The organism is Thermoanaerobaculia bacterium, assembly GCA_035717485.1.
In the GTDB taxonomy this organism is placed as follows: domain Bacteria; phylum Acidobacteriota; class Thermoanaerobaculia; order UBA5066; family DATFVB01; genus DATFVB01.
In genome coordinates this window covers 1-12,575 of sequence record DASTIQ010000048.1, presented here as the reverse complement: position 1 = coordinate 12,575, position 12,575 = coordinate 1, and the positions used below count along the sequence as shown (strand labels likewise).

11 protein-coding genes are annotated in these 12,575 nt (G+C 70.3%); 9 read left to right on the top strand and 2 right to left on the bottom strand.

Annotated features, from left to right (window positions below):
• The coding region (locus VFS34_02660) for an ATP-binding protein (GenBank protein HET9793338.1) at positions 1-877 on the top strand (877 nt) is incomplete at its 5' end.
• Positions 878-1,094: 217 nt separating this feature from the next.
• A complete protein-coding gene (locus VFS34_02655; protein ID HET9793337.1) occupies positions 1,095-2,507 on the top strand; it encodes a sigma-54 dependent transcriptional regulator in 1,413 nt (470 codons plus the stop codon).
• 130 nt (positions 2,508-2,637) lie between these two features.
• On the opposite strand, the gene VFS34_02650 is transcribed toward VFS34_02655, so the two are convergent.
• Positions 2,638-4,290, bottom strand: coding sequence for a SpoIIE family protein phosphatase (locus VFS34_02650; GenBank protein ID HET9793336.1), 1,653 nt, complete (start codon positions 4,288-4,290; stop codon positions 2,638-2,640).
• A 141-nt stretch (positions 4,291-4,431) separates the two neighbouring features.
• On the opposite strand from VFS34_02650, the gene rpmE reads away from it, so the two are divergent.
• From rpmE to VFS34_02615, 7 genes are all read left to right on the top strand, one after another.
• Positions 4,432-4,635 carry a 50S ribosomal protein L31 gene (gene rpmE / locus VFS34_02645; protein HET9793335.1) on the top strand — a complete coding sequence of 68 codons (204 nt, stop codon included), beginning with the start codon at positions 4,432-4,434 and terminating at the stop codon, positions 4,633-4,635.
• A 10-nt stretch (positions 4,636-4,645) separates the two neighbouring features.
• Positions 4,646-5,593 carry a DUF1385 domain-containing protein gene (locus tag VFS34_02640; GenBank protein HET9793334.1) on the top strand — a complete coding sequence of 316 codons (948 nt, stop codon included), beginning with the start codon at positions 4,646-4,648 and terminating at the stop codon, positions 5,591-5,593.
• Positions 5,594-5,651: 58 nt separating this feature from the next.
• Positions 5,652-6,731 carry a peptide chain release factor 1 gene (gene prfA, locus VFS34_02635; protein ID HET9793333.1) on the top strand — a complete coding sequence of 360 codons (1,080 nt, stop codon included), beginning with the start codon at positions 5,652-5,654 and terminating at the stop codon, positions 6,729-6,731.
• Positions 6,728-7,591, top strand: a complete 864-nt coding sequence (gene prmC, locus VFS34_02630; protein HET9793332.1) for a peptide chain release factor N(5)-glutamine methyltransferase — start codon at positions 6,728-6,730, stop codon at positions 7,589-7,591. Before prfA ends, prmC begins: the two co-directional genes overlap by 4 nt.
• A gap of 55 nt (positions 7,592-7,646) precedes the next feature.
• Positions 7,647-9,911, top strand: a complete 2,265-nt coding sequence (locus tag VFS34_02625; protein HET9793331.1) for a protein kinase — start codon at positions 7,647-7,649, stop codon at positions 9,909-9,911.
• Between the two features lie 204 nt (positions 9,912-10,115).
• The gene (gene murA / locus VFS34_02620) at positions 10,116-11,366 is read left to right on the top strand and encodes a UDP-N-acetylglucosamine 1-carboxyvinyltransferase (GenBank protein HET9793330.1); all 1,251 of its coding nucleotides are present in this window, start codon (positions 10,116-10,118) and stop codon (positions 11,364-11,366) included.
• The gene (locus VFS34_02615; GenBank protein ID HET9793329.1) at positions 11,363-11,695 is read left to right on the top strand and encodes a histidine triad nucleotide-binding protein; all 333 of its coding nucleotides are present in this window, start codon (positions 11,363-11,365) and stop codon (positions 11,693-11,695) included. Before murA ends, VFS34_02615 begins: the two co-directional genes overlap by 4 nt.
• 191 nt (positions 11,696-11,886) lie before the next feature.
• Here VFS34_02615 and VFS34_02610 read toward each other — a convergent pair.
• Positions 11,887-12,575: hypothetical protein (locus VFS34_02610; GenBank protein HET9793328.1), on the bottom strand; the 689-nt coding region annotated here is incomplete at its 5' end.

The following is a 12,575-nucleotide window of genomic DNA, read 5'->3' as shown; positions in this document are numbered from 1 at the left end:
CGGACGCCCGCTCGCCGGGATCCTTCCGGAGATTCCCGAGGGAGAGCTGGACGGGGGCGCGGGCGAGCACTCGTTCGACGTCCGGACGACGAACCGACGCGGCGAGGCCCGGATCTACCGCATCTCGGCCTCGCCCCTGCGCGGCTCGGCGACCTCGCGCGTCGTGATCTTCGACGACATCACGGAGCGCATCGAGCTCGAGAAGGGGCTCTCGGAAAAGGAGCGGCTCGCGTCGCTCGGCGTCCTCGCGGCCGGCGTCGCGCACGAGGTGAACACGCCGCTCGCGGGGATCTCGTCCTACGCGCAGATGCTGCTGGCCGACACGGATCGGGCCGACCCGCGCTACGCGATCCTGAAGAAGATGGAGCGACAGACGTTCCGCGCGTCCCGCCTGGTCGGCAACCTCCTCGAGTTCGCGCGGGGACGGCACGGCACGCACGAGCCGATCGACGTGGGCCGGGTCCTGCGCGACGCGATCGAGTCTTCCGAGCCGGCGTTCGCGCCGCGCGGCGTCCGCGTGGAGACCCGCGGTCTCGAAGCCTCTCTCCCCGCGCGCGGCGACGCCCGCGAGCTCGAGCAGGTGTTCGTGAACCTCCTGATCAACGGGCGCGACGCGTCGCCGGACGGCGGCGTCGTCCAGGTTTCCGCCGCCGCCGAGAACGGGCGCTGGAGGATCGACGTCGCGGATCGGGGCAAGGGGCTGACGGAGGAAGAAGCCCGGCGCGCGTTCGAGCCGTTCTTCACGACGCGCCAGTCGGGGGGAACGGGACTCGGCCTGACGATCGCGCGGGAGATCGTCGAGCGGCACGGCGGCGAGCTGCGCCTCGCGCCGAGAGCGGAGGGGGGAGCCGTCGCGACCGTCTGGCTCCCTCGATGAGCCGCGCCCGGACGTCCGCATCCGGCGCCTCTTCACCGGAAGTTCGGCGGGATCGAAGTCCCGACGGCACACGGGTTCGACGAACGTCGCCAGGCCGGACGCGCCAGGGCTCCGGGGACGGCGGCAGAGCGGATCGCGGCCCGCGGCGCCGCGGCGTTCTCTCCCATGAAACTCGTCGCCCGCGAAGCGGCCGGGCCGGGCGGATAGAATGGCCCGGATGAACGTCCTGGTCGTCGACGACGAAGAGGTCATTCGCGACGTCCTCTCGTCGCTCCTCCTTCGCGAGGGACACCGCGTGCGCGAAGCCGCCACGGCCGCCGCGGCGCTCGCGGCCGCGGAGGACGAGGTCTTCGACGTCATCCTCCTCGACCTGATGCTGCCCGACCGCCCGGGTCTCGAAGTGCTCCGGGAGATCAAGCGCCGCGACCCGGCCGCCGTCGTCGTCGTCGTGACGGCGTACTCGTCGATCGAGAATGCGATCGCGGCGATGCGCGAAGGCGCGTTCCACTACATCCCGAAGCCTTTCCAGAACGACGAGGTCGTTCTCACGGTCCGCAAGGGAGGCGAACAGCGCCGCCTCGCGGACGAGAACCGCCGCCTGCGGGACGAGCTGTTCCTGCGCCGCGGGCTCGACCGGATCGTCGGGAAGTCCCCTCCCATGCAGCGCGTCTTCGAGCTCGTCCGGATGGCGGCGCCTTCGAAATCGACGATCCTGATCGAGGGCGAGTCGGGCACGGGAAAGGAGCTGGTCGCCAAGGCGATCCATCACCTCTCGCCGCGCGCGGCGAATCCGTTCGTGACGGTCAACTCCGGCTCGATGCCGTCGGACCTCCTCGAATCCAACCTGTTCGGCCACGTCCGCGGCGCGTTCACCGGCGCGATCGCGACCAAGAAGGGTCTCTTCGAGGTCGCCGACGGCGGAACGCTCTTCTTCGACGAGATCGGGACGATCTCGCTCGACACCCAGGCCAAGCTCCTTCGCGTGATCCAGGAGCGGGAGTTCATGCGCGTCGGCGCGACCGACACGCAGAAGGCGGACGTCCGGATCCTCGCCGCGACGAACGTGGACCTGAAGCAGCTCGTCGGACAGGGTCGGTTCCGGGAGGACCTGTATTACCGGCTCTGCGTGATCCGCATCGCGCTCCCGCCGCTCCGCGACCGGAAGGAAGACCTCCCGCTGCTCGCCGAGCACTTCCTCCGTTTCTACGCGGCGGAGAACGGAAAGAAAGTCCGCGCGATCGAATCCGAGGCGATGAAGGCGCTCTTCCAGCACCAGTGGCCCGGCAACGTCCGGGAGCTCGAGAACGCGATCGAGCGGTCGGTCGTGCTGAGCGCCGGCGACGCGATCACCAACGATCTCCTGCCCGAGTCGGTCTTCGCGGCCGACGAGCCGGCGGCGGTCTCGATCCCCGCCGAGGGCCTGTCGTACCGGGAGGCCGTCGAAGGCTTCGAGCGCCGGCTCGTCGTCTCGGCGCTCAAGCGCGCCGGAGGCGTCCAGAAGAAGGCGGCGGAGCTCCTGAAGACCCGTCCCACGACGCTCCACGAAATCATCAAGCGGCTGGGGCTCTCCACGCGCGAATCGGCGGCGCCGGAACCCGTCGACGACCCGCCGGTTCCCGCCTCGAAGTAGGAAGAACTCCTTCTTCTCGGCCGTCGGATTTCGACGGCGAACCGGCGGCGAACGATCGGTTCAGAAAAACTCGAGAGCGCGGCGAGGCACGCGCCCGCCCGGCTCGATGCATCGCCGCGCCGGCGATCCCTTAGGATTTTCGCCGGACGAGCACCAGCGTCCGGTCGTCCCCGAACGGCACGTCCGCGGCGAACTGGTCGAGCTCACGGAACAGCGCCGTCCCGATCCCCTCGAGCGCATCGTCGCGGCGCGCCTTCGCGAAGGCGGAGAGCCTCTCGACGCCGTACTCCTCCTCCTTCGGGTTGTTCGCCTCGGTCACCCCGTCGGTATAGAGGAGGAGCAGATCGCCCGGCGCGAGGGTGATCGTCGTCGAGGCGTACGGTTGCGGGAAGAGCGCGAGAGGACGTCCGTGCGTGGGGAGGAACTGGATCTCCCCCGCCGTCTTCACCCAGAGCGGCGGGTTGTGTCCCGCGTTGACGTACTCGACCTGTCCGGTCTCCCGGTCGATGAGGAGGAAGAATGCGGTGATGAATCTCCCTTCCGCCGTCCGCGCCGCGAGCCTCTCCGAGATCCGCGTCACCATCGTCGAGAGAGGCATCGACTCGTCCGCCCACGCGGAAAACGTCGCCTGCAGCCACGCCATGAGGAGGGCCGGCCCGACTCCCTTCCCGCAGACGTCCGCGATCACCGCGTAGAGCCGGCCGTCGGCGGCCTGGCGGAAGTCGTAGTAGTCCCCCGAGACCTCCTTCGAAGGGATGTTCGCGCCCAGGAGCTCGAAACCGGGATAGTCGGGCGCTTCGTCGGGGAGGAGCTTCTGCTGGATTTCGCGGGCCAGATAGAAGTCCCGCTCCATGCGCTTCTTCTCCGCCGCCTCGACGGTGAGCGCGGCGTTCTGGATCTTCGCGGCGGCGACGTTGGCGAGCGACGTCAGGAGCCGGAGATCGTCCTCGGTGTAGGTCTTCCTTCCGAGGCGGCTGTCGACGTAGATGAGACCGACGACGTTTCCGGCGTTCTCGAGCGGGGCGGCCAGGATCGACTTGATTCCCGAGATCCGGATCGACTGCGCCATCGCGACGCCGTCCATCTGGCCCGCGTCCATGACGAGGAGTCCCTGGCGCTTCTCGACGACCGTCGAGACCAGCGTCTGGGAGAGTCGGATCTCGTCGCCGCCGACTCCGTCCGCGGTCCGGGCGAGGGCCGTCTCGAGCACGTCCCCGCGCTTCAGGAGCACCACTCCCCGGTCCGGCTTCAGCGTCTCGAAGACGCGGTCCATGAGGAAATTCAGCATGTCGCCGATCGGCACGTCGCGGATGAGCTCCAGCGTCATCTCGTTGACCACCCGCATCGATTCCACGAGCCGGGCGAGCTGGGTCGCCGGAAGGTTGGGGTCCGTGTAGTGGGGCTGCAGCTTCAGGAGGGAGGCCTCGGCGCGGAATACCGTCGAATCGTGCGGGTCGAACCGCTGGGCGGGGTCGATCTGCACCTGCGTCGTCGAACTGCGGGAGACCGTCAGGGTGCAGGCCCCGATCGTGATCCGGTCCCCTTCGCCGAGCGCGCGGACGGACGTGAGCCGCTCGCCGTTGAAGAACGTCCCGTTCCGGGAATCGAGGTCCTCGACGGAAAGGCCCTCGCCGTCCTTGAGGATGCGGGCATGCCGCCGCGAAAGGCTCTTGTCCCCGAGGACGACGTCGTTGAACGAGGAGCGGCCGATCGTCGTGACCGGTTTGTCGAGGGGGATCCGGCGCGGCTCCTCGCCCGGAACCTCGACTTTGAGGGTGAACATCAGCGCGCATTGTAACTTGCGGCGCCGCGATCGCGGGGAGCGCTCTTCCGGGGCCCGCGTGGTCCTCGGGAGGACCGGGTTGAGCAAACGGGAATTTTTGGGTAGAATATGCGTTTCGGCTCGAACGGAAGAGAAAGAACCATGAAGCAGAACATCCATCCCGAATACCAGGAAGTGCTCGTTCACTGCGCGTGCGGCGAGACGTTCACGACGCGCTCGACGAAGAAAGAGCTGCGTCTCGAGATCTGCAGCAAGTGCCACCCGTTCTTCACCGGTAAGCAGAAGCTCGTCGACTCCGCCGGACGCGTGGAACGCTTCCAGAAGCGCTATCAGAAGCGGGCCTGACGAGGCAGCGGTGGCCGAAGACGCCTACGCGCTCAATCCGGACATGCTCGTCGGCGGCCAGGCGGTCCTCGACGGCGTCATGATGCGGTCGGCGCGGGGTTTCGCCGTCGCCGTCCGGCGCCCCGACGGAACCGTCGCGGTCGACCGCGCGCCCGTGCCCTCGCCCGCCCGGAACTTCCCCGTCCTGAAGCTGCCGATCCTCCGCGGATCGGCGGTCCTCCTCCAGTCGCTCTTCCTCGGGTTTCGCGCGCTGTCGTTCGCCGCCCACCACTCGGTCGCCCCGGAGGATCGCCCGGCGGGATCGAGCGACCGCGCGACGTCGGCGGCGATCGCCGGCGCGATGGCGTTCGCGGTGCTCCTCGGGATCGGGCTGTTCCTGTTCCTGCCGCTCCTCCTCACGAACGCGATCAAGGGACGTCTCGACGGCGGGATGGGGACGTTCGCGTTCAACGCCGTCGACGGCGGGATCCGGGTGCTCCTCTTCTTCGCGTACCTGATCGCGATCTCGCGGATGCGCGACATCCAGCGGGTCTTCGAATACCACGGGGCCGAGCACAAGGTGGTGTACACGTTCGAAGCGGGCGAGAGCCTCACGGTCGAGAACGCCCGGGTGAAATCGCGGCTCCATCCGCGTTGCGGAACGTCGTTCCTGCTCTTCGTGCTCGCGCTCTCGGTCGCGCTCTTCGCGTTCGTCCCCTCGTCGGCGCCGCTCGCCGTCAAGCTCGCCTCGCGCCTCGTGCTGATCCCCGTGATCGCCGGGCTCGCGTACGAGACGATTCGTTTCTCGTCGCGGCACGTCGGCAATCCGGTGCTTCGCCTCCTGATCGCCCCCGGACTCCTCCTCCAGAAGATCACGACGCGCGAGCCGGACGACGCCCAGATCGAGATCGCCCTGACCGCGCTCCGCGAGGCGCTCGTCTTCGACGCCGCCGAGCCCGCGCGCGCCGCCGTTCTGTAGCGGCTCCTCTCGCCCCGGCGCCGGCGGCGCCCGCCCGCATCCCGAGAGAGGAGAACCGATGATCGAAAAACTCCAGGAAATCGAAAGCCAGTACGCGGCGATCCAGCGTCGCCTCGAGGACCCGGCCGTCGCGCAGGACTACGCCGCGGTCCGCGACGCCCAGAAGGCGCTCGCCGAGTTCGAGCCGATCGTCGAGAAGTACCGGGCCTACCGGAAGGCGGCCGCCGATCTCGACGGCGCGCGGGAGGTTCTCGCCTCCCTCCCGCCGGGCGACGAGCTCCAGGAGATGGCGGCGGCCGAGGCCGAGGAGCTTCGCGCGAGGATCGCCTCGATCGAGGAAGAGCTGCGGCTCCTGCTCGTGCCCCGGGACCCGAACGACTCCCGCAACGTGATCCTCGAGATCCGGGGCGGCACCGGCGGCGAGGAAGCCTCGCTCTTCGCGGCGGACCTCCTGCGGATGTACCAGCGCTACGCGGAGAGCCGCCGATGGAAGTTCGAGATGATCGATCTCGAGGAGACGGGCCTCCGCGGAGTGAAGTCCGCGACCGCGATCATCGAAGGAGAGGGCGCGTACTCGCGGCTGAAGTACGAAGGAGGAGTCCATCGCGTCCAGCGGGTGCCGCAGACGGAGGCCTCCGGCCGGATCCACACCTCCGCGGCGACCGTCGCGGTGATGCCGGAAGCGGAAGACGTCGACGTCGAGGTCCACGAGAAGGATCTCCGGGTCGACCGCTTCTGCGCCTCCGGGCCGGGCGGGCAGGGGGTCAACACGACCTACTCCGCGGTGCGGCTGACCCACCTCCCCACCGGAATCGTCGTCCAGTGCCAGGACGAACGCTCGCAGATCAAGAACAAGGCGAAGGCCCTCCGGGTCCTCAAGGCGCGCCTCCTCGAGGTCGAACGCGAGAAGCAGCAGGGATCGATCGCCGCGGAACGCAAGAAGATGGTCGGATCCGGCGACCGATCCGAAAAGATCCGTACTTACAACTTTCCGCAGTCCCGCGTGACCGACCACCGGATCGGCCTCACGTCGCACCGCCTCCAGGAGATCCTCGACGGGCGCCTCGACGAGCTGGTCGAGCCCCTCACGCAGCATTTCCGCGCCGAGAAGCTCAAGGAGCAGCTCTCCCGGGCGTGACCGCGCCGGCGTTCACCGATGCGGCGGATTCGATGACGACGGTCGCGCGCCTCACGGGCGACCGCGCCGGCGCGGACCCGGACCGCCGCCGCGACGCCCGGATCCTGCTCGCCCATCTCCTCGGCCTGGCCTCCCCCGGCGCGCTCGACCCGGGACGCGTCGTCGATCCGGACGCCGAGGGGCGCTTCGTGTCGCTCTGGCGCCGACGCGAGTCGGGCGAGCCGCTCCAGTACATCCTCGGCGAATGGGACTTCTACGGCCGGACGTTCCGGGTCGACCCGCGCGCGCTCATCCCGCGGCCGGAGACCGAGCACCTCGTCGAGGAGGCGCGCCGGGAGGCGCCTTCGCCGCGGCGGATCGTCGACCTCGGCTGCGGTTCCGGCATCCTCGCCGTCACCCTGGCGCTCGAGTTCCCGGCCGCGTTCGTCGTCGGGATCGACCGGTCGGTCGCCGCGCTCGCGCTCGCGCGCGAGAACGTCCGCCGTCACGGCGTCGAGCGTCGCGCCGCTCTCGCGGCGTCCGACTGGCTCGCTTCCGTCGCTCCCGCACGGTTCGATCTCGCCGTCTCCAATCCCCCTTACGTGGCCTCGTCCGACCGGAGCGGACTCCCCTCGTCCGTCCGGGACTTCGAGCCGGCGGAGGCGCTCTTCGCCGGCGCGGACGGGCTCTCGGAGATCCGCCGGCTCCTCGCCGCGGCCCCCGCCGCCGTCGTCTCCGGCGGCGCGTTCCTGTTCGAGATCGGTTTCGGCCAGGTCGACGCCGTCCGCCGGGCCGTGGCGGAACGGCCGGAATGGGAGTGGCGGCGGGTGGTCGACGATCTCGCGGGCATCCCGCGAGTCGCCGTGCTGAGACGGGCATGACGAGACGCCGCGCTCGCCCGGCAGCCCCGTCGCGGACGAGGGCGGGCGGATCCCCGTGCTGACCCGCGGCGAAAAGCTCGGACCGTACGAGATCGTCGCGCCGCTCGCCTCGGGCGGAATGGGGGACGTGTATCGGGCGCACGATCCCCGGCTCGAGCGTTCCGTCGCGATCAAGGTCCTCCCCGAGCGCCTCGCGAAGGATCCCGAGGCGGCGGCGAGGTTCGCGCGGGAAGCGCGGACCGTGGCGGCGCTCTCGCATCCTCACATCCTCGCCATCCACGATTTCGGGCTCGAGGGGGGGCTCGCGTACGCGGTCACCGAGCTCCTCGAAGGGGAAACGCTTCGCCGGCGTCTCGACCGCGGTCCCCTCCCGCTGGCGCTCGTTCGCGAGAACGCGCTCGCGATCGCCGCCGCCCTCGGCGCCGCGCACGAGAAGGGAATCGTGCACCGCGACGTGAAACCCGAGAACGTCTTCCTCACCCGCGACGGGGGGCTCAAGATCCTCGACTTCGGCGTCGCGAAAGCCTCGGAGGCGCCGAAGCCCGAGAAGGGCGCCTCCGGGGCCGACACCGAACCGGGCGTCCTCGTGGGAACCATCGGGTACATGTCCCCCGAGCAGGTCCGGTGCGAGCCGGTCGATCCGCGAAGCGACCTCTTCTCGTTCGGGTGCGTCCTGTACGAGATGATCACCGGCGCCCGCGCGTTCCGGAAGGCGACGCCGGCGGACACGCTCGCGGCGATCCTGAACGACGAGCCCCCGCCGATCGATCGCCGCGCGACCGGCTGCCCCGCGGAGCTCGCGCGGCTCGTGGAGCATTGTCTCCGGAAGGAGCGGGAGGCGCGGTTCCAGTCGGCGCGCGACCTGGCGTTCGCGCTCGAGACCGCGGCCGGCGACACCCGCGCGCCGCGCCGGGAGTCGCGGCGCCCGGCGATCGCCTCCGTCGCGATCCTTCCGTTCGCCGGACCCGAGAACGAACCGGCGCGCGAATACCTGGCCGACGGGCTGACCGAAGACCTGATCAACGCGGTCGCGAGCCGCGCGAAGGCGCGCGTGATCGCCCGAAGCTCGGTTTTCCGCTGGAAATCGGCCGCCGCGGATCCGCGGGAGATCGGACGCGAGCTGGGCGTGTCCGCCGTCGTGACGGGGCGCGTCGCCGCCCGCGAGGGCGACCTCGACGTCTTCGCCGAGCTCGTCGACGCGGAGGATGGCGCGCAGCTCTGGGGCGGGCGGTTCCGCCGGCCCGCGGCCGACCTCCTCGCCCTCGAAGAGGAAATCGCCGACGCCATCGTCCGGCGGATCGGCGCCCGGGCCCGCGGCCGCTCCCGGCCGAAAGCCGCGCGGCGGCCTTCCGCGTCGGAGGCCTACGACCTCTACCTGCGCGGCCGGTTCGAATGGAATCGGCGGACGGAGGACGGCTTCGAGAAAGCGCTCGCGCTCTTCGATGAGGCGATCCGGCGGGATCCGGGACTCGCCCTCGCCTACGCCGGAATCGCCGACGCGTACGTCTTCCTCGGGGGGTACGGGCACCTCGCGCCGGAGATCGCCTACCCGCGCTCGCGGGCGGCGGCGGAGAAGGCGCTTTCGATCGCGAGTTCCGCGGAAGCGCACAACTCCCTCGCGAGCGTCCTCCACCGGTTCGCCTGGGACTTCGCGGGCGCCGAACGGGAGTTCCGGCTCGCCCTCGCGGACAACCCGGCCCACGCGACCGCGCATCACTGGTACGGCCTGTTCCTCCTGACGATGGGCCGCTTCGACGAGGCCTGGGAAGAGATCGAACGGGCGTCGGCCCTCGACCCGCTCTCGCTCGTGGTCCGCGAGGATCGCGGCTATTTCCACCACTGCCGCCGGGACTACGCCGACGCGGAGCGGGTCTTCCGCGGAATCGCGGAGAGCGACCCCGCGTTCCTCCCCGCCCGTTTCGATCTCGGGATCGCCCTGGTGGAGCGCGGAGACCTCGCGGACGGAATCTCCGAGATCCGCGGCGCCGTCTCCGCCGCGGGAGAGCGGCCGCGCGCCGTCGCGACGCTCGCCTGGGCTCTGGCGGCCGCGGGCGAGAAGGACGAGGCGCGCGCGCTGCTGCGCGGGCTGGCCGCGCCCGCCTTCTCCGTCGCGCTCGTCCACACCGCGCTCGGGGAGACCGACGCCGCCTTCGCGGAGCTCGGCCGGGCGATCGACCGCCGCGAAGACGCGGCCGTCTCTCTCCTCGTCAATCCCCGCGTGGACGCGCTCCGCGGCGACTCCCGTTTCGACGCGCTCCTGCGCCGCGTCGGCTTCCCGAAGCGCGCGCGAACCGCGGACAGCACCCCGGAACGGGAATAACGATCGCGGCGTTCCGAGCGCCGCGGAGCAAGTTCAAGTCGGCGCGATGAAGGCGATGCGGTGACATCGTGTGGTCGCGCCGGCGCAGCAGATTGCCCGCGCCGTCCGAGCCCTTCGGGCGCCAGCGCAGCGCGAACGATCTCGCTCGCAAGCCGTAGCCGCGCCACTACCGCTATTCCCGTTCCGGGGTACTAGAATCGCCGCGTGGACAAGTTCCGGATCGAGGGACCCTCCCGCCTGGAAGGCTCGGTGCGGATCTCGGGGGCGAAGAATGCCGCGCTGCCGGCGTTCGCCGCGTCTCTCCTCACCCGCGACCCCGTCCGCCTCACGAACGTTCCGAAGGTCGCCGACCTCCGCACGATGGCGAAGCTCCTGTCCCGGATCGGCGCGCGGGTCGAATTCGAGGACGGAACCGCGATCCTGCAGGCGGAGTCGATCGACACGCCCGAGGCGCCCTACGACCTCGTCAAGACGATGCGGGCGTCCGTCCTCGTGCTCGGGCCGCTCCTCGCCCGCGCCGGACGCGCGAAGGCCTCTCTTCCCGGAGGCTGTGCGATCGGCGTCCGGCCGATCAATTTCCACATCGCGGCGTTCGAGAAGCTCGGCGCGCGCGTGTCTCTCGAGCACGGCGACGTCGAGGCCTCGGCGAGCCGGCTGCGCGGCGCCGATTTCTTCTTCGACCAGGTGTCGGTGACGGGCACCGAGAACGCGATGCTCGCGGCGGTGCTCGCCGACGGGACGACCCGCCTCGAGAATGCGGCTCGCGAACCCGAGGTCGTCGATCTGGCCCGCCTCCTCACGAAGATGGGGGCGAAGATCCGGGGCGCGGGGGAAAGCGAGATGACCATCGAGGGGGTCGAACGGCTCCACGGAGCCGAGCATGCGATCCTCCCGGACCGCATCGAGGCCGGAACGTACGCGGTCGCGGCCGCGGCGACGCACGGCGACGTCCGGATCGAGAACGCCGACCCGGCCACCCTGCTCGCCCCGCTGGCGAAGCTCGGCGAGATGGGAATCCGGATCGCCGAGGAACCGGGCGGATTCCGGGTGACGGGAAACGGCGCGTTCGACGCGTGCGACCTGACGACCGCGCCCTATCCGGGTTTTCCGACCGACCTGCAGGCCCAGTTCCTGGCTCTCGCGACGCAGGCGACGGGCACCTCGACGGTCACGGAAAACATCTTCGAGAACCGCTTCCAGCACGTTCCCGAGCTCGCGCGGATGGGCGCTCGGATCTCCGTCGAGGGGCGGCGGTCCCGCGTCGAGGGCCCCTCGCGGCTCCTCGGCGCTTCCGTGATGGCGACCGATCTCCGCGCCTCGGCTTCGCTCGTGATCGCCGGACTCGCCGCCGAGGGGACGACCGTCGTCGACCGCATCTACCACCTCGACCGCGGCTACGACCGGATGGAGGAGAAACTGAACGCGCTCGGAGCGCGAATCGAGAGGATCCGATGAGCGATTGCCTGTTCTGCGGAATCGTGTCCGGCCGCGTGCCGTCGAAGAAGGTGTTCGAGGACGATGCGACATTCGCGTTCGAGGACATCGCCCCCCGGGCCCCGACGCACGTGCTGATCGTTCCTCGGCGGCACATCGACACGATCGGCGCGGCCGACGACGAGGCGCTCGTCGGACGCGTGTTCCTGACCGCCGCGCGGATCGCGCGCGAACGCGGCCTCGAGAGCTACCGGCTGGTGGTCAACAACGGCGAGGGCGCGGGACAGACGGTGTTTCACCTGCACGTGCACCTGCTCGGGGGGAGGCCGATGTCCTGGCCTCCCGGGTAGCCGGCGCGGACCCTGCCCCCTGTTGTCCGGGGCCGGCGGCTCGACGCCCGTGTTCGGCAGGTTCACCGTCCTGCCGAACCCGTCTTCCCCACACCCCCGGCCGTGCCCGGTGAAAGGTGAATTTCTGAAGCGGGAGCCGTCGATGCGTCATCGCGACCGGAGCGAAGCGATCTCCGGGGCTCGCGGGGGCGCTAGGGAGCTTTCGAGATGACCGTCGGTTTCCGGCTCGGGTCGATCTCCGGTGGACCGAGGCGCGTGATTCGCGCCTTCTCGCGGAGGTCTTTCGTCCACTTGTCGACTTCCTCCGCGGTCCGGCGGTCCCGGACGCGGTCCCGGAGCTCTTCCTCGAGCCCCGCGCGGGGAGGAGGCGTCCGCCCCGTCTTGCGATACTCCTCGGCGACGGCCGCGTATTCCTGATCGAGGTCTTCCGGAGCGACGAACGCGAGGGCCGCGAACCGGTCGCGGACATATTGCGTGACGACGAGCTGGCGTTCGAGCGACGCTCGAACCTCCGCGTCGGACATCCCCGCCGCCCGAAATTCGGCCTCCGGGTCCTTCCCCGCCGCGCGCAGCCGCGAGCGGACCGCTTCGAGCGCGGCGTCCACCCGCGCCGGATCGGGCGGCGCCGGAAGGAAGCGGAGCGCGTCCCGATATCGGAGGTATTCGTCGATCATCTCGGAAAGCACCCGGTCCCGGAACTGCTCGTCCGTCTCCCCCGACTCCTTCGCGAGAGCCCCCGTCAGGATCGCCCGGTCCAGTTCGGTCAAGGTGATCGCGCGCTCGTCGACGGTCGCGACGATCCGGTCGAGGGTCACCGCCCCCGCTCCTCTTCCCGCCGCGGCGGCCATGACGATCGCGAGGAGAGCGTTGCGCACGCCCG

What these genes read in the sequence shown, in the direction of transcription:
- VFS34_02655 (HET9793337.1), top strand. Translation starts at nt 1,095, where the DNA reads ATGAACGTCCTGGTCGTCGACGACGAAGAGGTCATTCGCGACGTCCTC.
- VFS34_02650 (HET9793336.1), bottom strand. Translation starts at nt 4,290, where the DNA reads ATGTTCACCCTCAAAGTCGAGGTTCCGGGCGAGGAGCCGCGCCGGATC.
- rpmE (HET9793335.1), top strand. Translation starts at nt 4,432, where the DNA reads ATGAAGCAGAACATCCATCCCGAATACCAGGAAGTGCTCGTTCACTGC.
- prfA (HET9793333.1), top strand. Translation starts at nt 5,652, where the DNA reads ATGATCGAAAAACTCCAGGAAATCGAAAGCCAGTACGCGGCGATCCAG.
- VFS34_02615 (HET9793329.1), top strand. Translation starts at nt 11,363, where the DNA reads ATGAGCGATTGCCTGTTCTGCGGAATCGTGTCCGGCCGCGTGCCGTCG.